The sequence below is a fragment of the Kitasatospora sp. NPDC015120 genome (assembly GCF_043080305.1).
Classification (GTDB): Bacteria; Actinomycetota; Actinomycetes; order Streptomycetales; family Streptomycetaceae; genus Kitasatospora.
The window spans coordinates 1-16,997 of the sequence record NZ_JBIBVJ010000028.1; the positions used below are offsets into that span (position 1 = coordinate 1).

The window sequence follows — 16,997 nt, forward strand, 5'->3', positions numbered from 1 at the left end:
GCGGCTGTAGCGGTAGTCCCTGGTGCCGGGGTCGACGTGCATGGCGCCGCTGGCCTGGTCCTCCAGCGCGCAGCGGATCAGCGCCCACCGCTCGTGCGCGGTGATCTGGCCCTTGTCCTTCTTGCTGCCCGGCCGGTTCCAGCCGGTGATCTTCTCGATGGTCTCCAGGGCCTTGCGCACCATGAGCATCGCGGGGTCGATCTCGCTGGCGCCGAGCAGGCGCTGGGCGTCCCGTAGGAAGTCGGCGGCGCCGCGGCCCGGCCCGTCGTCCTCGGGGAAGGGGATGGTCATCTCCACGCCGAGGTTGCGGCCGAGCGCGGCCAGTTGCTGGCGCCAACGGCTCTCCGCGACGCTGATGTGCACGGTGGCCGGGCTGGCGCCCGGGTACCCGGTGGCCTGGGGCAGGACGGCACGGATCTCCAGCTCGAGGCGGAGGTCAGCACTGCGGTGCTGCTCCAGTGCCAGGACCTGAGCACCGGTCAGCAGGAAGCGCAAGGTCGGACGCTCCAGCCCGGTGTCGGGCGCGAAGGCCAGCACGCGAGATGCCGAGCCGAGCCAGGCCCTCGGGGCAGCATCACGGGGAGCGAACAGGTCCGTTTCCAGCTGCAGCACCCGGCCCGCGCCTCCGCCCGTCGCGACGCCGACCACCAGCTGCATTTGCAGGCTGTGGGTACCCAGCGCCCGGTCGATCATCAGGCTGTTCTCCGGGACATCCACCGTGAATGTCCCGATGCCGCCGCCGAACCTCAACTCGTCCATGCCGTACCCGTCCTCGCCTCTCTGACTGTGCAGCGATTCTGGCGCGAGCCGGCGGTCGGCGTGTGGGGATTTCGGCAGCCGGGCTGTGCACGGGCCGTGGGTGGTGTTCGTGCCGGGCGGTATGGAGTACACGCGAGGGCACGCCCGGGCCGAGTCGGCCCGGGACGGAGGGCTCGGTCTACCGCACGAGTTCAACATCGGCCATCGCGGTGGACGAGGCGGGGTCGACAGCGGCGGACGCCGCCGCCTCCTCGACCGGGTCCAGGACGATCCGGGCCCGGTTGTAGGCCGGCATCGCCAAAAGGGTGGCGCCGCGCGGCCGGGCACGGGTCACCCGGATCAGGAAGTCGCCCGACTTCTCGGAGTGATGACTAAACCCTCGTCGGTGTCGGGGTCGCCGACCGCCGCGGTGCGCGCCCCGGTGTTCTCCAGCACGGCGTCGACGTCGTCCGCCGTAACCTGGCGCCCGCGCGGCGAGGTGAGGACGCCGGTCCCGCCGAAGGCCGCGTGCAGCGCTTCGCCGCTGATCTGCCCGCCAGGGCCGGTGATGAGCTGCACTTGGTGCTGCGCCCGCGACATGGTGACGCCGGAGGCGGTCCAGTCGCCGGCCGCTGTGGCGGTGATCGCCCACGAACCGTCGGCGAGCCGCAGGAAGCTCGCCCGCTCCAGGTGTGCGGAGGCAGCCAGCCCGTACCAGCCGTCGTCCTCGCCCCCCCCGCCCAGCCGGCCGGACCGTAGGTGGCGTCGACGGTCGGCGGGCCGTCGCCTGCTGTGAACCTCCCTGACGGGGTGTTTCATTTTGCGGGGGAGAACACCGGTGTCCCATCGGCACGGAACCCCTCCACCCGAAAACCCAAGACCTTACCGAAGACCATCACTGGGTCTTCCTCGTCGGTGCCCCCGATCATGTCGAAGGCGACGACTGCTGCGCCGACCCGGACCGAGCGCACCGGAACCGGGAGGGCAGCCGGCCACAGGGGCGGATCGGTCCTTGCTCCCTCGCGAAGGACTTGGCGGAATGGCCCGGTGGTGCCCCGCAGGCTCTTGCCTTCGACCCGGACTTCGTCTACCTGCACCCGGCCGCCCTTTCGGACCGCAGCATGCAGGATGTCGCGGGCGCGAGGTGGCAGCCGGTCGTAGTAGGCGCGTGCTCGCTCCGGGGTCCAGCGGTCGTCCGGAACGGTCGACACTGTCGCACCGGGAGCGGAGGCGATGGCGAGCAGGTGCTCCAGCACCTCGGGGGTCGGGTTCGTGACCGAGATCGTGATCGTCATGTCCGTACTCACGAACCGCACTGTCCCACACGGCAACCGTTTAAGACAAAAGACATTGATAAACGCCTACTAGAGATTGCTCTGAGTGCCTCGCCGCCTGACCGGCTCCGGCAACTTCGCGCCGCGCCGGACGAGTTGTGATGGATCAGCGGCCGAGTGGACCGGGCGGCAGCAGCAGGCCAAGGCCGAACGGCTGCGGCGCCCGGCAGGTGTGCCGGGCGCCGCACGCGAAACGCATCGAGATGATCGCGGATCAGGCTGGCTGAGGCTCAGTGCGGAGCCTCAGGAGCTCGAGCAGTTCAGAGGCGACCTTCACTGCCTGGCGGTGATCCATCGCTTCGAGGATGATCTGCGCGCTTGTCCGGGGGTCGGACGGCAGGAGGCGGACTGTAACCGCCTGCGTCTCGTCGACGCCGCTCTCCCGTTGGTCCGGAACGCTGGAGGGGTAAACGGCGTTTACCTCACGAGCGTTTTCGCTCTCGCTCACTCCACTGCGCGGCAAGGTCACGTCGGGGGGTCCGGCCTGGTCGACGACTGGACTGACCGCCGCCCGATCGGCCTTCGCCGCGGTCCTCGCCGCCTGCCTGCTGGCCGCCGCATTCTTTGCCGCCTCCGCCCTCGCGGACTGCTCGGCAGCGGTCAGCTTCCCGGCCCGTGCCTCGGCTCCGATCCGGCGGGCGTCCGCGATGGCCAGCTCACCGCTGCTCGCCTGCTCCTGGAGTTCCGTGGTCAGGTGCAGCAGAGCCAGCCGCTGTCCCACCCAGACCTTCGACTTGCCGAGCTTCCGCGCCACTGCGGCCTGGTTCCCGTCATACACGGTCTTCAGGAGCTGCTCGATCGCCTGGGCCTCCTCCAGTGGCGACACGTCCTCGCGGTGGGCGTTCGCGATCAGCGCGGCCTCGACCATGTCCGACGCGGTGGAGACCAGGTCGTCGTTGAGGTCCACCCGCAGAGATTCGAGGCCGGCCCGCTGTGCGGCGAGGAGGCGCCGGTTCCCGTCGAGCGCGACGAAGTCCGCGTCGCCGATTGCCTCCGCCTGATCCGGGTGCGCGTCGAGAAAGGCCCCCCGGCTGACCACCGTGACGGGGACGATCTGCTGCCGCTGCAGACTGTCGGCGAGTTCGGCGATCGACTCGTCGTCGATGGTCCGCCGCGGGTTGAGCGGGTTGAAGACGATCGCCGAGACGGGAGCGGAGGAGGCGCGCCGCACGCGGCCGGTCGCGTCGAGTGCCTCGCTGCGCGCCAGCACCTCTCCCCCGCGTGCGCCACCCTGGGCCAGCGCCCCGAAGGATCCGCCTCCGCCCTGGAGCTTCTTGGCGATGCTCATGCGAGCCTCCGTCGGATCTCGCGCATGCGCTGGGCCTGGGTCGCAGTGGGTGCGTACATGAGCAGGGGCTGCTTGACGTGGACGGCCTCGCGCTGCTCCTTCAGATCGGGGACGACCGAGAGCAGGGGGGGCGTTCCGAGTGAGTCCCACTTTTTGAGCGAGTGGGTGGCGACGTAGCCCTTGCGCTTGTCGTACTTGTTGACGACGAGGCCGAGGCGGTCGATGTCCACCTCGTAGTCGAGGCTGACGGTGCGGATCTGGCTGTCGAGCATGGCGTAGGCGTCTGCGGAGGAGTCCTCGGCTTCCACGGGGACGAGGACGCCGGAGGCCCCGGCCGGTTCGTTCTTGCGGCGGTGGCCGTAGTAGAGACCGGCGTCCATGGCCAGGCCGAGGTTCGGGGGAGCATCGATGACGATGACGTCGAAGTGCTCCTCGAGCGGTGCAAGGGCTCGCTGCAGGCTGGTCTCCCGGGGGCCTCGGACGGAGCCGAGGCGGGAGTCGAGCAGGAATGCGTCGAAGCTGGAGGGAAGCAGGCTCAGGCGCCCGTCGAAGTGGTCCGGCTCGATCGCGACGACCTGGTCGAGCAGCGAGCCGGCCACACGGTCGCGGTCGACCATGTGGGTCACGAGGCTCTCCTCGCCCGGCGGGACCTGCTTGACCCCGAGCTGCGACGTGAGGTGCCCCTGAGGGTCGTAGTCGACAAGGAGCGTGCGCAGCCCCGGCAGGGCGGGAAGCTTGGAGGCCCCGGTGGTGGCGGGAAGGCCCAGCGCTATGGCCTGGCCCACACCTGCCGCGACGGTGGTCTTGCCGACGCCGCCCTTCTGGTTGCAGACGACGATCCGGCGCGTGTAGCGCGGGATCGTCAGCTCGGACAGCGCGACGACGTGGGAGTCGATCCATACGCGCAGGGCCTGGGCGAGGCCCTGGACGAAGGAGATGTCCCGGGCGGCGCAGTCGGCCTTGAACGCGTCGTACAGGCCGGTGGGCAGCCAGGTGTTCCAGCTCTCGGCGCCGGAGGTGTCGATCACGGGGTTGTCGCCGGCGGGGCGGGCACGCCACTGCTCGACCGCTTGGGCCACGGCGTCCTGCATGTCGATGCCGAGCTGGGCCGCCCGGGTCTTGAGTTCCTGACGGAGGGACACAGGAAGCTTAGACGCCACCTTTTCCCGATCGCCTCCGGAGTTTTGAGATGCCATGGCGTCACCATAGTGGCGTCGAGGTCATTTCGGCACATCCGGGCCCGGTGTGTCCCCTCGTTCTGCTCATCTGAGGAGTAAACGGCGTTTACCCCCTGAGGGCGATGCCGCCCTGCGGCGAAGGTGTCCTGACAAACGAAAAAGGGCCCGCCTCCTCAGCCGTGAAGCCGGGAAGGCGAGCCCTTCACTGTGCCGGGGGTCAGGCCGGGAGGGGGCCCATGTGGCCGAAGCCGATCGCTCGGCTGACGGTCGTGAGGGTGTCGGCCCACTCGCCGGCGTGATGAACGGCGCGGTCCTCTACGTAGCAGGCCACGCCGAGCTTGGTGCTCGTCACCAGAATCAAGCCCAGGTGGTCCTTTCTCCCGCGGTGCCGAGTCCCCCGCAAAGGGTGTCTCGACGACCCTCCCTGGCAGCGCACTCAAACGGCCGTGTCGCCTTCGTGGCCGGCCTCACGCTCCACTTCCCCAGCGGCAGCATCCGCCTGTTCGGTCTCGTGGACGATCTCCTCATCACCCACGACCAGGACTTGGGCGCTGGCGAGGCCCACCTGCACCAGGACGTGACCCTCGCACGGGTGGTGCAGACCTCCGGGGGCTGCCCGTCGCAATGGGACGCGTGGACGACCAGGGGCCAGTACCTGTACCTGCGGTACCGGCACGGCGAAGGGACTGTCGAGCAGCATCCGAGCGAGGACGTCGCCACCTGGGACGGCGAGGAGTCGAGGCTCTGGACCAGCTGGGACGACGGAACCAACAGCGGCCAGATCGAACTCACCGATTTCCTCGGTATGGCCGGCTTGAGGCTGGCCCCGGACGCCGAGGTCCACACCACACCGCCGATCGACCCGAGGGTCTGAGAACGAGGGTCACGCACCCCAGCCGCGACTACGCGATCACCGCGATGTACTCCGTGGCTGACGACGCCTGGTATGTGGAGCTGGATCTCGTCCGGGAGCAACGGGCCGTGGTGACCGCGGTCGTCCCCGACGAGGACCCAGCGTGCGAGCCGACGGTGTGCTTCGATCCCCGAGGACGGCACCTGGACATCCCGTACGAGGTCATGCGCTGGTTCATGGACCGGGTCGCGGATGAGATCCGGACGTCCCGCGCCTGGATGCGGCTGAGGCCCGAGCTGGTGGAGGTCATCCACCGCTTGCGCCAGGAGTATGTGGGCTTCATCCAGGACGACGACTTTCCCGGCGTCCTCGCGGAGCTGCGCGTCACGGTCCCCGAGGCCGATCTCCCCGCGGTTCTGGCGGCCGCCTTCGGGCGGAATCCCGATGGCACCCCCATGGGTGGCATGCAGGTGTTCCATCTCGTCGCCGCTGAGGTCAGTGGCTAGGCGGGGCCGAGCACTTGCCGTGGAGTTGTCCGAGCCGCTGGCGCCGATCATGACGACGTCGCCCACGTCCAGAGAATCGGAGCTGGCGCCACAACGGCCGAGCTGGCGTGTCGTCAGAACACGAACGGCCCGGCGCACCCGATCATGATCGGGTGCGCCGGAGGGAACGAGACCGCACCTCGGTCCGGGCGCGAGCGTGGACACCCGTTTCAGCTCAGTGACAGAGGGAGAACACCCATGAAGACCACGTGCCGCGGCGCCGTGCTGGCCGCCGCGCCGCTGCTCGTCGCAGCGCCGCTCCTGATCGGCGCCGCGTCCCCCGCCGACCCGGCCGCACCCACGACCGACGCCACCTGTGTGATGAACGGCCATGGCATCTTCGCCACCGCCGTCGACCCCGGCGGCATCGGCCTCCCTGCGGGCAACACCCTGGCCATGACCGGGACCGTGGAGTGCGTGGACTCCGCTGGTGCCGCCACAGCCACCGGCGTCTTCGAGCGCACCGTCACCATGCCGGCCGCCGAGTGCACCGGCGACGAACACGGCGACACCTCCGTTACCACGGTCCACTGGGCCGACAAGACCACCTCCACCTTCCGGTTCGACCACACCGACGTGGTGAAGGTCAACGGCACCGCCTCCCTCGTCGTCACCGGAGCCGTCACCCCCGACAGCACGCGCTTCGCGGGCGACACCGTCAACGCCGTGGGCACCAGCACCGGGGTTGGCTGCGGCACCCCGGCAGGCGAGACCGCCCTCGACTCCACCCTCGTCCTGCGCCTCACACACTGACCACCCCCACCCCCATCCCGTACCCCGCGAAGGACACGCCCGACATGCCGCTCCCCCAGATCACTGCACGCCCAGCTACGGCCGCCCCCGGCACTCCCAAGGCTCGCATCTACGCCATGCTCGACACCGACGGCGACGGCATCGCCTCCCGCCACGACTACTTCGTCCGCATCGAGCGCGCCCGGCAGGCCACCGGCCGCACCGACGACGACCCCCTCGTCATCACCGCACGCACCCTCGGCGAACGGGCATGGGCCGCGATGGACGCCAACGGCGACGGCCTGATGACCTACCAGGAATACGCTGCCTGGGTGGACGCCGAGAAGTTCGACACCGTCTGCCAGTACGCTCTCGGCGCCCTGTTCGACCTCGCCGACACCGACCAGGACGGCACCCTGGACCGAGCGCAGTTCACCGCCCTGCGCCACGCCCTGGGCAACCCGACCGGCAACGCCGACGCCGCCTTCGAGGCCCTCGACAGCGACGTCGACGGACGCATCCACCGCCACGAGTACCTGGCCGCGATCCGCGCCTACGTCACCGGCGAGGACTCCCCCATGGGCACGGCACTGTACTGACCAGCAAGACACCAAGCGGGGCCAGCGACCATCGGCAACCGGCCCCTGCGCTGCGACGCGACGGTGCCCTCCATCCCGGCATCGCCGCCGGCGTCCGCAATGCCCGGCACAGCACCTGGCCGCATGCGAGCCCCTCTTGGTCGGGCTCGCCGGAAATGCAAAAGGGCCCGCTTCTTCCGGCTCTTGGGAGGAAGCGGGCCCTTCGCTGCGCCGGCGATCAGACCGAGGCGGGAATGCCCTTACGGTCGAGGCCGATCGCGCGGCTGACGACGGCGAGGGTGACGTCCCAGTCACCGGCGTGGTGAACAGCGCGGTCGTCCACGTACGCGGCCGCGCCGAGCTTGGTGTTGGTGACCAGGATGGGGCCGCCCACCACGGTCCAGTACGCCCTCGCGGGATCGGGGTCGACGAAGGCCGGCAGGCCCGAGAACCAGGTGACCCAGTCGGCGATTTCGGGTAGCCAGTGCTGCGGGCGGGCCGTGTAGACGAAGACCGCGCGGTGCCGGGCGAGCAGCCGCAGCGCTTCGATCGCGCCGGGCAGGGGCAGGCCGATGCGGCCGCCCATCCAGCCGGCCGAGGCGTCAGCGAGCGTGCCGTCCAGGTCTACGCCGACGGCCTGGCTGGCGGGGCTGTCGGGGGTGGGTGCGATGACGGGTCGGTGCATGTGGTCCTCCGTCAGGTCAGCGGGTTACAGGAAGGTGAGCTGGTTCTCGTCCGGCTCGGGGGCGTTCCCGGTGCGGGCTTGGGCGCGCGCTTCGTCGTGGGCGTCGTCGGTGCGGTCGCAGACCAGGCGGCCGTCGGGGAGCTCTTCCCATTCGTGGCTGCCGACGGCGTCGTCGGCAGCGGCCTCGGGGGAGTCGGAGTGGGGGATGAACTCGTCCTCGACGACGTCGCCGCAGACGCTGCACTTGGCGGTCCAGCACAGCGACGGCGCCGCGATCCCGGCCTCCGAGCAGGCCGCTCCCTCGGGGCGCCAGCCGTAGCGGTGGTGGAGGACCAGGGCGTGGGTGACGGGCTGGAGCGGGGAACCGTCGTCGAGGTCGGGCATCGGCAGGAGGGTGTCGAGGCCGGTGAGCCAGAGCTCCCAGGCCTGGTCCGGGGTGCCGGGGTGCAGCCTGTCGGCGGGGTCGGTGGTGAAGAGGCCTCGGCGGCTGGCCGGGGGGTGGGTGCGGGTCATCTGCGGTGTGTCCGGCGGGTGGGCCCCGGTCCGTTGGTGGTGCGGGCCGGGGCCGGGTTGGTCGCGGGTGGTCAGGCTCGTGCGGCGGGCTGGTCATCGGGCGAAGGTGGCCCCCCGCTGGGAGCGGTCGGCTACAGCTGGCCGGCGGCGTGGTCCTCGACCTCCTGGTCGACGTAGTCGTCCTCGTCGGCCTGGTCGTCGCCGTCGTCGGCCGGGCCGCGGAGTTCGGCGATGGCGAGGTCCTCGCCGAAGGCGGCCCACGAGGTGCTGTCCCGCTCCTCGCTGTCGACGGGCTGCGCCGTGTCTGCGGTGGGGCACTCCAGGAGCGCGGTCAGCTCGCCGAGGGTGTGCACCGGGACCGGCTGCCGGCCGTCCTGGACGAGCAGATAGATGCGGCTGTTGTAGCCGTCGCGGTCGGTCGGGCGGGGGACGGCCAGCAGGCGCGTGGTCGGCGTGATCTCGCACGTCGCGATGCCGTCCGGCTGCCCCTCCCAGTTCTCGGCCTTGGTGAGGGCGCCGTGGCTGTAGTCGAGGCGGGCCGCGTCGGAGGCGGCGCGGTGCGCGGCGTCGGCGCAGGCATCGGCGGCCAGCTGCTCGCGGGTCGGCGCCAAGGCCGGCTGGCGGGCCGGGGCACGGTGCTCGGCGCCGAGGCGGCGGCGCAGCGGGGTGAGGGCCTTGTAGGCGTGGTGGTCGGTGAGAACGGCGGCGAGGGTGCCGGCGGCGAGGGCGAGGGTGATGCGGGTCTCGGGCGTGCGGGTGGTGAGGGTGCGGTAGGTGGTGAGGCCGGCGGCGGCGCCGGCGGTGACGGTGGCGATGCTGTCGGCGGTGTCGAGGGGGGTGCGGGCCAGGCGGGTGCGCAGGGTGTCGCTCACGGGTGCCTCCGATGGGGGAGCGGGGTGGGTGCCGGCCGGGCGGCCGCGCCGCGCACCACAGCGCCCCGCCCCGCGGCGTGGATGGCCGGGCGAGCGGGGCGCGGTGGTGGGCAGCGTCAGTGCCCGGTGCGGTGGTGGCGGATCTCGTCCCAGCCCTCGCGAGGGAGGAGGTCGCGGGCGTCGCGGGCCATCCGGTGCTGGTAGCGCAGGACGTCCTCGGGCACCCGCGCCTCGGCGGCGCACCGCGCGTTGCGCGCAAGGCAGTCCGGGAGGGGGAGATCGAGGTGGATCGCGACGGCCCGGCAGCCGTGCTGGTGCGCCAGCCCCACCAGCTGCAGCCGGTGAGCGGCTTCGACGGAGGTGTTGTCGACGTAGGTCGTCAGGCCCCGGCGCAGCCGCATGGTGAGGATGTGGTGCTGGAGGAGGACGGCGTCGGGGGTGGCGCTCTGGTCGCCCGGTTCGGAGACGGCGGCGCGCAGCCGGTCGAGGGAGACGATCCGGTGGGAGGGGATGCCGGCGGCGGTGAGCAGCGTGGTCTTGCCGGAGGCGCTGGCTCCGATCACGGCGACGAGGTCGCCGGCGGTCCGGACGGTTTCCAGGGCTCGGGGGTGGGTGGTCGTCATGTTGGTGGTCTCCCGGGTGGTGTGGGTTGGCGGGTCATCGGGCGAGGATGGCGGCGGCGAGGGTCTCGAAGCCGTGGTGGCAGGCGGCGTCCATGCGGGCCGCGCCGTTGATGCCGTGGTCGGCGAGCCTGTAGAACGCGCCCTTGCCGGTGGCGTCCGCGAACCGCTCCAGGAGGCCGCCCGGGACGCGGCGGTCGATCGCGAAGTGCGTCAGTCCGCTGATCGCGAGGGCGGCGGCGACCGGGCCGGGGCGCAGCCGCAGGCCGAGCGCGCGGGCGCCGAGCAGAAGGGCCGCGGCCTGGGTGCCGGTGTAGGTCAGGCAGTGCAAGGCGCAGGCACGGCGGCCAGCGGCGGTGCCGTGCGTCGCGATGACCCGTCCGTCGTCGTCGAGGACCTGGACGGGCGCGGCGTCGGTGGCGCCCTTGATGCGGGCGCAGTGGTCGGACTGGACGAGGTGGTCGCCGATGTCCGCTCCGGCGTGGAGCAGGGCGTAGGCGGCGGCGAAGCGGGCGGTGCGGACGGTGTGCACGGGGTTCCTCCGGTGTCGGGGCGGCCGGGCGGCCGGCGCCGCGCACCACGGCGCCCGCCGCCCAGGCCTGGCCTGCACGGGGGCGGCGGGCGCCGTGGTGGGCAGCGTCAGTGCCCGGACTCGTGGCACTCGCAGTTCGGGGCGGGCTCCCAGCCGTCCGGGGTGCGCCGGCCGATGGGGCCGGCGCCGGGGATGCCGCTGCCACCGCAGGCGGTGCAGGAGGCGTCGGCGCCGGGGTCGAGGGCCCACTCCAGGCCGCAGGCGGTGCAGCGGACGCAGTCGGCGAAGTCGTCGGTGCCGGTGATCGGCTCGCCGTACTCCTCGGCGCCCGGCGTGTGGCAGCGCGGGCAGGTGATCCGCCTAGTGCGCACGGCGTGGCCGAGGGGGTCGGCGGCGACCGCGAGCAGCGCCTGGTAGTTGGCGGCCTCGATCTCGGCGACCCGGTGGGCGAGCACGAGCGCGTTCTCGCGGGTGTGCCGGTAGGCGGAGGCGCGGCCGGTGTCCCGGACGGGCCGCCAGCCCTCCTCCTCCGCCCAGGTGCGCAGGCCGACCAGGGCTCCGTCGGTCACTGCCCAGCCGGCGCCGGTCTCGTCGCGGCGCACGACGATCGCGCCGTACCCGCCGGCCGGTCCCTGGGGGATCGGCACGCGGAACTCGGTGGCGAGCGCGAGCTGCTCCTCCATGGTCAGGGTGCTGCTGTCCACTTCTCTCCTGACGTCTCGTAGGGACGTTCGCCGGGCCGTTCAGGCCGCGGCGGTCGGGGTGCGGTCGAGGGCGCCGCCGCGCAGGGCGGTGAGCACGTAGTCGGTGAGCCGGTCCTCCATTGCGGCGGACCGGTCGGCGTCGGCGGCCCGCGCCGCGTCGGTGGCCCGGTCGATGACGATGCGGTCCAGCGTGGTGTCGGCGGCTTCGCGGTGGGCGCGACGGGCGGCGGCGCCGACCAGGGCGACGGCACGGCGGCCGCTGGTTGCTCGTGGTGGGTGCACAGCCGCCAGTTCTCGTACGCCTCTGCGGCGCTGGCAGGGTCGGCCGCCCAGGCGGCGGACCACCGGCGGGCGAGACCGGGCAGGTCCTCCAGGTGTTCCAGGACCTGGAGGCCGCGCGGGCCAGCTCCACAGGCCTGCCACGGCCTCGCCGGGCTGGGTGGTGAGGGTGAAGCGCGTGCCGGGGTACCAGGTGCCGTCCGTGGCGCGGGCGGGGTGGTGGACGATGCCGTCGGCGTCGGGGGTGAGCAGGTCGACCGGCGTCGGGCCGGTGTTGCCGGTGAGCACGGTGCCGTCCGGGCGGGCAGCCAGGTAGTAGATCGGAACGGCGGACTTCTTCACGGCGGTGGTCCTCTCGCGGTCGTGGTCGGCCGGGCGGCCGGCACCGCTCACCAGCACGTCCCGCCCCCTGTGGCCTGGTCGACCGGGGAAGCGAGGCGTGCTGGTGGGCAGGGTCAGCACCCGGGCGGGGGTGTTCGAGGCCCTGCTCGCTCAGGCCAGGTGCCCGGCGGCGGCGGTGACCAGAGCAGAGGCTGCGGCGGTGGCGGCGGTGCGGGCCTTGTCGAGCGAGGCCTGGTCGGCGGCGCCGCGCATCGCGTAGGTCGCGTGCTCGGCGGCGGCGGCCAGGTCGGCGAGCGCGGGGGCGAGGATCGCCAGAGTGACCACCGGCGCGGTGATCTCACCCCGGGTGCGGTGGCTCTCCGAACGGGCCTCCGCGACGACGTCCTCGGGCGCGCCGGCCAGACGCAGCCGCTCCCGCGCGTACATGGTGCGGCGGTGTGCGGCGAGTGCGGCCATCAGCGCGGTGACCGCGCCGATCAGCTCCCGCCGCTGTTCCTGGGCGGTGGCGTCGGCGCGGCCGACGCGTGCGGTGCGGTGCTGGAGGAGGGTGGTGGTGAGGGTGGCGGCGATGGTGCCGCCGACGCCGACCAGGGCGAGGGCGAGTTCGGCGGCCATCAGGACGTCGCCGAGGTGGTGCGGCAGGGGCGGCGTCCGGTGAGCGCTTCGGGGCGGCGGGACCAGCGCACGTAGTCGATCGAGCTGGCGGCGTAGGTGATGAAGACGGTCCGGTCGGACTTGGTGGTGGTGTCGGTGGTCAAGGTGTCCTCCGATTTTCGGTTCGGCCGGGCGGCCGGCGCCGCGCACCACGGCGCCCGCTGCCCCGGCCTGGGTGGCACGGAGGCGGCAGGCGCGGTGGTGGGCAGCGTCAGCGCCCGGTCAGGCCGTGGTGCTGGCGGGGTCGGTGTGCGTGGGCCGGCCTCGCAGAGCGGTGGCGAGGATGGCGGCGTGGTCGAACGCCAGCTCCGGGAGCTGGTTCCACGGCCACCAGCGGGCGGTGCGGGCGTCGTCGCCGGCGGTGGCCGGGGTGTCGGCGGGGACGACGGCGAGGTAGGCGGCGGTGACGTAGCGGCCGCGCGGGTCACGGCCGGGGGTGTCCCAGGCGCCGAGCTGGAGCAGGTCGGCGGCGTCCACCCGCACCCCGGTCTCCTCCTCCAGTTCCCGGGCGGCCGCGACGCGGCTGGTCTCGCCGGGGTCGACGTGGCCGCCGGGCAGCGCCCACGCCCCCTCGAAGGGCGGCCAGCCCCGCTCGATCAGCAGCACGCGCCCGTCCGGCGTGATGGCGACGACGTCGGCGGTGTGGCGGATCGGCTCGAAGGTCTCGGTCATCTCAGGTTCTCCGATCAGGCGGTGGGTCCGGCCGGGCGGCCCGGCGCCGCGCACCACCGCGTCCACCGCCCCGGCCTGGCCGGCACGGGGAAGGTGGACGCGGTGGTGGGCAGCGTCAGGGCCCGGTCGTCAGTGGACGGCGCTCCAGACGATCAGCAGGATCACGGCGATCCCGATGAGGACGGCCTTCGGGGAGACGCTGGTGGTGGTCTGCAGACGCCGTATCTCGGCATGGATGGCGTCACACTCGGCCTGGATCCCGGTATGGGAGGGGGTTCCGGGGGTGAGGCCGGCCAAGATCGCCGAGCGGTGCTGGAGCTTCTCGTACAGGGCCGCGATCTGTGCGTCGCGGGATACGGCCAGGGCCACGGCAGGGTGCCTCTCGGTCGGCGGTGCAGAACAGGAGAAGGGAGCGGGCCGGTGCGCCGGGGCACCGGCCCGCTCGGGTGGGTCAGCGCTGGTCGAAGGGCGAGCCCGGGGCCGGGACGGACGCCCGGGGCCTCGCGGTCTTGGGCTCGGGGGTCTGGATGGTGATCTGCGGCTGCACGTCGGCGCGGGTGACCACCACCGGGCGCAGGCTGAAGGACAGGCCGCGCAGCGCGAACAGGCTGATCACGGTGAGGGCGGTGGCGGTCAGGCCGACGGCGACCGGGCGCCCACTCGGCGGGGCGGCGGACCAGACCATGGCGAGCGTGGCGCAGGACCAGGCCGTCCAGCCGAGCCGGGCGACGGCGCCCCGGGTGAGGAAGGCGAGCAGCGCGGCCACCAGGCCGACGGTCTTCCACGCGCCGTAGGCGGCGGCCGCGGTGAGCGGGTAGGCCTGGTGGGCGATCAGGTAGGTGTGGACGGGGCCGGTGACGGCGGTGCGCAGGTTGTCGCCGCCGGCGGGCAGGTCCTGCGGCAAGTGGACGGCGCCGATCAGGGCGCCGGCCGCGTTGAGCAGGATGCCGCCGGCGGTGCCCAGGAGCAGGACGGCGAGGGCGGCCGCGACGAGGTAGGCCCCGGCGCGCACCCACGGCTCGGCGCCGGCGAAGTCGTCCAGACCGGCGGCCAGCTCGAGGCGGCGCCGGTCGAGCCAGCCGCCGGGCGCGGTCAGCGCGAGGACGCGCCGCCGGACCGACGCGCGGACGCTGACGCCCTGCTGCTCCGGCTGCTCCTGGTGGGTGGTGGGCTCGGTGTGCTGGGTCACGGGTGCTGCTCCTGAGTGGTCGAGGGGTGTGCGGGGGCCAGCCCGCCCCCGGGATGGGCTTCCGGGGGCGGGCCGGGGTGGTGCGAGGGGGTCAGCCCTGGAGGCGGATGGGCATCAGCAGGTGCTGGTAGTCGCCGCCGGTGTCCGAGCCGGAGTGGCCGAGGACCAGGACGGGCTTGGTGGAGGAGGTGAGGTCGGCCGGCAACGCCCCCGGACGCGCCGCGCCCGCCCGGCCGGGGTTCGGCGGGGCGGGCGGTGTGCGGCCGGGAGCGAGACCGGGCGGCCGGTCAGCGGACGTCGTTGTTGACCGTGCCCTTCCACCCGGCGGACTGCTTGCCGATGGTGACCTCGGTGTGCCGGTGGAACATCGCGAGCACGGTGCCGGCCGCGGTGGAGCCGTCGTCGGCGGTCGTCGGCGTCCCGGACGCCGAACCGGAGGTGATGGCGCGGAGCTTGCCGAGGAGGGCGGCGACGCCGATCGCCACGGTGGCGATGGTGATCGTCGCCCACATGAGGATCTTTCCGATCTGGTCGGCGTGCGGGGCGACCTCGCCGATCCCGGCGCCGACCATCCACGTGACGGCGCCGGCGGCGAGCAGGCCGCCCGCCCCGTACCGGAGGCCTTGGCGCAGGGCGAGCGGCAGGCCCGGGTCGGCGGCCGGCCGCGCCGGGGCCGGGTCGGGCTGCTGCCGGGCGGTGGCCGCGGCTGCGGTGGCAAGCGGGTTGTGCACGGGGACGGCGATGACCTTGCCGTCGACCAGGGCCGGGATCAGGGCCGGGGTGGCGGGGGAGAGCTGGAGCGGGACGGCGACGACCTGGCCGTCGAGGGAGGCCGGGACGAAGCCGTCCTGGAGGAGGTAGGCGTTGAGGTCGACCGCCGTGTCGGCGGCAGTGGCGGGGCCGGTGTAGATGCTGTCCACAGAGTGCTCCAAGGGATGGCGGGGAGAGGGTCTGTTCGGATCGGGGGGCGCCGGGCGCCTTCTGGGGCCTCCGGCCCCCGCGCCGCCGGGTGGCGGGCGGGTCCGGCGGCCCCCGGAGAGGCCGGGAGCGGGCGGGCTACTGCTCGGTGGGGGCCCAGGTGCGGAAGGTCGGGCCCCCGGAGACGGTGCGGTTCTCGACGGTCAGGCCCCGGCCCGGCATGGACCGGGAGCCGAGGACGATCACCTGGGCGTGGTCGACGGTCTGCGGCAGGGGGATCGAGCACGGCAGCGAGCCCTTGCCCTCGACGCGCAGGGCGAGCCCGGCCGGGCGGCCGGCCGTGGCGATCTCGATCACGAGGCGCGCGGCCTGCGAGGAGCCGGCGGCCGAGTAGGACCCGTGGCCGAGGGTGATGGAGATCAGCGGGCGCTCGGGGGTCGGCACGTATGGGCCGGAGGCGTCGTGGGGGTCGGCGAGGCGCTCGTGCATCAGGGAGGCCGCGTCGCGCAGCAGGTCGAGGGTCTCGCCGCGGGTGGTGGCGGTGCGCTCGGTCAGACCGTCGCGGATGCCGTAGCCGCGGGCGGCCCAGGAGCGGGTGAGGTCGCTGGCGTGCTCGGCGGCCAGGAGGTGGTCGATCAGCGTGCTGGAGCCGGCGCCGGTCTCGGCGGCGATCTGGCAGTGTGCGGCGCCGTCGGTGTTCCACAGCCGCGCGAGGGCCACGGTGCCGTCGGCGTAGCGGCCGATGGCGATGGTGCCGGTCGCGGGGTCGAGGAGTTGGTCGGCCGGCGGGCGGGGCGCCGGGTCGGCGAGCCGGGCCCGCTCCTGGTGGTCGCGGGTCAGGTCGGCGTAGCGCTGGGCGGCGGTGGCGGAGGTCATGGCTGTTCCCTTCGGGAGACGGGCGTGCCCGCCGCTTCGGTGCGGGGCGGCGGGCACGGTCGGGGTGGCGGGTGGTCAGTCGGGGAGGCGGGTGGTGCGGCCGGCGGCGAGGATCTCGCGGAGCAGGCGGGCCGCTTCGGGGGACTGCTTGCCGGTGCGGGTCTGCCCGGCCAGGTACGCGGCCTCGTCGGCGACGAAGACGACCCGACGGGGCGGGCCGGGCGGCAGCCCTGGGCGCCGGGGCTTGGCGGGCAGCGCCCTGCGGTGGCGCAGTTCCATCGCCGCGCGCAGGGCGGTGAGCGCCTCTTCGATGGTGGTGGGCGGGCGGAGCCGTACTCGCGGGTCGCGGGCCGCCTCGGCGAGAAGCAGGTCGACCGGGCCGGGTGGGGTGTTCACGACGGGGTCCTTCCGGGAGCGTGGCTGGTCAGGAGACGGCGTTGCTGAGGGCGGTGACCAGGTTGGTGAGGAGCTGGTTGATGGTCGGGCCCAGGCCGGTGCTGGCGAGGGTGAAGCCGAACAGCACGAGGGTCAGAGCGGGCCAGAAGCCGACCGCGCGGCCCCGGTAGAGGACGACGGTGATGATGCCGAAGAGGACGGCGAGGGAGACGGTGACGGCCACGGTTGGCTCCTGGCGGGTCGTTGGCAGACCGGAGCTGGTGTTTGCTGTCCTGGCCTGGCGGCACGTCAGGTTCGGGCTGCGTCCGGCGCCGCTCGGTGCGGGGCCGGGAGACGAGGTGGTGGCGATGGCGCACGTGCACTACAACTGTTGGAACTGCGGTGCGAACAACCGTGTGTACGGCGAGGGCTGCGACTGCTGTGATGTCGTGGAGGTGCCGGAGTCGTGGTTCTGCTGGGACTGCGACGCGGAGAACTTCTGTGAGGACTGAACGCCGTC

27 protein-coding genes are annotated in these 16,997 nt (G+C 73.1%); 5 read left to right on the forward strand and 22 right to left on the reverse strand.

Annotated elements, in window-relative coordinates; genetic code table 11:
* From ACF1AK_RS33510 to ACF1AK_RS33535, 6 genes are all read right to left on the reverse strand, one after another.
* Positions 1–759: hypothetical protein (locus tag ACF1AK_RS33510; RefSeq protein WP_391502596.1), on the reverse strand; the 759-nt coding region annotated here is incomplete at its 3' end.
* Between the two features lie 339 nt (positions 760–1,098).
* Positions 1,099–1,557 (reverse strand): hypothetical protein, encoded by a 459-nt coding sequence (locus tag ACF1AK_RS33515; RefSeq protein WP_391502597.1) that lies wholly within the window; start codon positions 1,555–1,557, stop codon positions 1,099–1,101.
* A complete protein-coding gene (locus tag ACF1AK_RS33520) occupies positions 1,554–2,033 on the reverse strand; it encodes a hypothetical protein (protein WP_391502598.1) in 480 nt (159 codons plus the stop codon). Before ACF1AK_RS33520 ends, ACF1AK_RS33515 begins: the two co-directional genes overlap by 4 nt.
* 253 nt (positions 2,034–2,286) lie before the next feature.
* Positions 2,287–3,360, reverse strand: coding sequence for a ParB/RepB/Spo0J family partition protein (locus ACF1AK_RS33525; protein ID WP_391502599.1), 1,074 nt, complete (start codon positions 3,358–3,360; stop codon positions 2,287–2,289).
* Positions 3,357–4,502 carry a ParA family protein gene (locus ACF1AK_RS33530; RefSeq protein ID WP_391502600.1) on the reverse strand — a complete coding sequence of 382 codons (1,146 nt, stop codon included), beginning with the start codon at positions 4,500–4,502 and terminating at the stop codon, positions 3,357–3,359. The genes ACF1AK_RS33525 and ACF1AK_RS33530 overlap by 4 nt, the downstream gene beginning before the upstream one ends.
* Positions 4,503–4,755: 253 nt before the next feature.
* Positions 4,756–4,899 (reverse strand): hypothetical protein, encoded by a 144-nt coding sequence (locus tag ACF1AK_RS33535; protein WP_391502601.1) that lies wholly within the window; start codon positions 4,897–4,899, stop codon positions 4,756–4,758.
* Between the two features lie 150 nt (positions 4,900–5,049).
* Between ACF1AK_RS33535 and ACF1AK_RS33540 the strand changes: the two genes are divergently transcribed.
* The 4 genes from ACF1AK_RS33540 (at position 5,050) to ACF1AK_RS33555 (ending at position 7,267) form a co-directional block, all read left to right on the forward strand.
* On the forward strand, positions 5,050–5,412 hold the full coding sequence (locus tag ACF1AK_RS33540; protein WP_391502602.1) for a hypothetical protein: 363 nt from the start codon (positions 5,050–5,052) through the stop codon (positions 5,410–5,412).
* 44 nt (positions 5,413–5,456) lie between these two features.
* Positions 5,457–5,897 (forward strand): hypothetical protein, encoded by a 441-nt coding sequence (locus ACF1AK_RS33545; protein WP_391502603.1) that lies wholly within the window; start codon positions 5,457–5,459, stop codon positions 5,895–5,897.
* A 237-nt stretch (positions 5,898–6,134) separates the two neighbouring features.
* The gene (locus ACF1AK_RS33550) at positions 6,135–6,689 is read left to right on the forward strand and encodes a hypothetical protein (RefSeq protein ID WP_391502604.1); all 555 of its coding nucleotides are present in this window, start codon (positions 6,135–6,137) and stop codon (positions 6,687–6,689) included.
* A gap of 44 nt (positions 6,690–6,733) precedes the next feature.
* Positions 6,734–7,267 carry an EF-hand domain-containing protein gene (locus ACF1AK_RS33555; protein ID WP_391502605.1) on the forward strand — a complete coding sequence of 178 codons (534 nt, stop codon included), beginning with the start codon at positions 6,734–6,736 and terminating at the stop codon, positions 7,265–7,267.
* Positions 7,268–7,484: 217 nt separating this feature from the next.
* Here ACF1AK_RS33555 and ACF1AK_RS33560 read toward each other — a convergent pair whose 3' ends face one another.
* The 16 genes from ACF1AK_RS33560 to ACF1AK_RS33635 all read right to left on the reverse strand — a co-directional run bounded on the left by ACF1AK_RS33560 (position 7,485) and on the right by ACF1AK_RS33635 (position 16,721).
* Positions 7,485–7,931 carry a hypothetical protein gene (locus ACF1AK_RS33560; RefSeq protein WP_391502606.1) on the reverse strand — a complete coding sequence of 149 codons (447 nt, stop codon included), beginning with the start codon at positions 7,929–7,931 and terminating at the stop codon, positions 7,485–7,487.
* Positions 7,932–7,955: 24 nt separating this feature from the next.
* Complete coding sequence (locus ACF1AK_RS33565; protein WP_391502607.1) at positions 7,956–8,444, reverse strand: hypothetical protein; 489 nt, start codon at positions 8,442–8,444, stop codon at positions 7,956–7,958.
* Between the two features lie 131 nt (positions 8,445–8,575).
* Complete coding sequence (locus tag ACF1AK_RS33570; RefSeq protein WP_391502608.1) at positions 8,576–9,316, reverse strand: hypothetical protein; 741 nt, start codon at positions 9,314–9,316, stop codon at positions 8,576–8,578.
* Positions 9,317–9,432: 116 nt separating this feature from the next.
* Positions 9,433–9,939, reverse strand: coding sequence for an AAA family ATPase (locus tag ACF1AK_RS33575; protein WP_391502609.1), 507 nt, complete (start codon positions 9,937–9,939; stop codon positions 9,433–9,435).
* Between the two features lie 34 nt (positions 9,940–9,973).
* The gene (locus tag ACF1AK_RS33580) at positions 9,974–10,468 is read right to left on the reverse strand and encodes a hypothetical protein (protein ID WP_391502610.1); all 495 of its coding nucleotides are present in this window, start codon (positions 10,466–10,468) and stop codon (positions 9,974–9,976) included.
* Between the two features lie 107 nt (positions 10,469–10,575).
* The gene (locus ACF1AK_RS33585; protein ID WP_391502611.1) at positions 10,576–11,172 is read right to left on the reverse strand and encodes a hypothetical protein; all 597 of its coding nucleotides are present in this window, start codon (positions 11,170–11,172) and stop codon (positions 10,576–10,578) included.
* Positions 11,173–11,211: 39 nt separating this feature from the next.
* A complete protein-coding gene (locus ACF1AK_RS33590) occupies positions 11,212–11,850 on the reverse strand; it encodes a hypothetical protein (RefSeq protein ID WP_391502612.1) in 639 nt (212 codons plus the stop codon).
* Between the two features lie 93 nt (positions 11,851–11,943).
* Positions 11,944–12,408: a protein kilB gene (locus tag ACF1AK_RS33595; protein WP_391502613.1), complete on the reverse strand. Its 465-nt coding sequence runs from the start codon at positions 12,406–12,408 to the stop codon at positions 11,944–11,946.
* On the reverse strand, positions 12,408–12,551 hold the full coding sequence (locus tag ACF1AK_RS33600) for a hypothetical protein (RefSeq protein WP_391502614.1): 144 nt from the start codon (positions 12,549–12,551) through the stop codon (positions 12,408–12,410). Before ACF1AK_RS33600 ends, ACF1AK_RS33595 begins: the two co-directional genes overlap by 1 nt.
* A gap of 118 nt (positions 12,552–12,669) precedes the next feature.
* The gene (locus tag ACF1AK_RS33605; RefSeq protein WP_391502615.1) at positions 12,670–13,119 is read right to left on the reverse strand and encodes an NUDIX domain-containing protein; all 450 of its coding nucleotides are present in this window, start codon (positions 13,117–13,119) and stop codon (positions 12,670–12,672) included.
* Between the two features lie 129 nt (positions 13,120–13,248).
* Positions 13,249–13,488 carry a hypothetical protein gene (locus tag ACF1AK_RS33610; protein ID WP_391502616.1) on the reverse strand — a complete coding sequence of 80 codons (240 nt, stop codon included), beginning with the start codon at positions 13,486–13,488 and terminating at the stop codon, positions 13,249–13,251.
* 82 nt (positions 13,489–13,570) lie between these two features.
* Positions 13,571–14,308, reverse strand: coding sequence for a hypothetical protein (locus ACF1AK_RS33615; protein WP_391502617.1), 738 nt, complete (start codon positions 14,306–14,308; stop codon positions 13,571–13,573).
* Positions 14,309–14,595: 287 nt separating this feature from the next.
* Positions 14,596–15,228, reverse strand: coding sequence for a hypothetical protein (locus ACF1AK_RS33620; RefSeq protein WP_391502618.1), 633 nt, complete (start codon positions 15,226–15,228; stop codon positions 14,596–14,598).
* 136 nt (positions 15,229–15,364) lie between these two features.
* A complete protein-coding gene (locus ACF1AK_RS33625; RefSeq protein WP_391502619.1) occupies positions 15,365–16,102 on the reverse strand; it encodes a hypothetical protein in 738 nt (245 codons plus the stop codon).
* Between the two features lie 75 nt (positions 16,103–16,177).
* Positions 16,178–16,498, reverse strand: a complete 321-nt coding sequence (locus ACF1AK_RS33630; protein ID WP_391502620.1) for a hypothetical protein — start codon at positions 16,496–16,498, stop codon at positions 16,178–16,180.
* A gap of 28 nt (positions 16,499–16,526) precedes the next feature.
* A complete protein-coding gene (locus tag ACF1AK_RS33635; protein WP_391502621.1) occupies positions 16,527–16,721 on the reverse strand; it encodes a hypothetical protein in 195 nt (64 codons plus the stop codon).
* A 37-nt stretch (positions 16,722–16,758) separates the two neighbouring features.
* Here ACF1AK_RS33635 and ACF1AK_RS33640 point away from each other — a divergent pair, with 37 nt between their 5' ends.
* Positions 16,759–16,989: a hypothetical protein gene (locus ACF1AK_RS33640; protein ID WP_391502622.1), complete on the forward strand. Its 231-nt coding sequence runs from the start codon at positions 16,759–16,761 to the stop codon at positions 16,987–16,989.
* The last annotated feature ends 8 nt before the right edge of the window (positions 16,990–16,997 follow it).

Excerpts from the sequence above, each read along its gene's own strand:
- ACF1AK_RS33515 (WP_391502597.1), bottom strand. The coding sequence starts at position 1,557 with ATGAAACACCCCGTCAGGGAGGTTCACAGCAGGCGACGGCCCGCCGAC.
- ACF1AK_RS33625 (WP_391502619.1), bottom strand. The coding sequence starts at position 16,102 with ATGACCTCCGCCACCGCCGCCCAGCGCTACGCCGACCTGACCCGCGAC.
- ACF1AK_RS33545 (WP_391502603.1), top strand. The coding sequence starts at position 5,457 with ATGTACTCCGTGGCTGACGACGCCTGGTATGTGGAGCTGGATCTCGTC.
- ACF1AK_RS33605 (WP_391502615.1), bottom strand. The coding sequence starts at position 13,119 with ATGACCGAGACCTTCGAGCCGATCCGCCACACCGCCGACGTCGTCGCC.
- ACF1AK_RS33525 (WP_391502599.1), bottom strand. The coding sequence starts at position 3,360 with ATGAGCATCGCCAAGAAGCTCCAGGGCGGAGGCGGATCCTTCGGGGCG.
- ACF1AK_RS33575 (WP_391502609.1), bottom strand. The coding sequence starts at position 9,939 with ATGACGACCACCCACCCCCGAGCCCTGGAAACCGTCCGGACCGCCGGC.
- ACF1AK_RS33595 (WP_391502613.1), bottom strand. The coding sequence starts at position 12,408 with ATGGCCGCCGAACTCGCCCTCGCCCTGGTCGGCGTCGGCGGCACCATC.
- ACF1AK_RS33565 (WP_391502607.1), bottom strand. The coding sequence starts at position 8,444 with ATGACCCGCACCCACCCCCCGGCCAGCCGCCGAGGCCTCTTCACCACC.
- ACF1AK_RS33555 (WP_391502605.1), top strand. The coding sequence starts at position 6,734 with ATGCCGCTCCCCCAGATCACTGCACGCCCAGCTACGGCCGCCCCCGGC.
- ACF1AK_RS33520 (WP_391502598.1), bottom strand. The coding sequence starts at position 2,033 with ATGACGATCACGATCTCGGTCACGAACCCGACCCCCGAGGTGCTGGAG.
- ACF1AK_RS33550 (WP_391502604.1), top strand. The coding sequence starts at position 6,135 with ATGAAGACCACGTGCCGCGGCGCCGTGCTGGCCGCCGCGCCGCTGCTC.
- ACF1AK_RS33560 (WP_391502606.1), bottom strand. The coding sequence starts at position 7,931 with ATGCACCGACCCGTCATCGCACCCACCCCCGACAGCCCCGCCAGCCAG.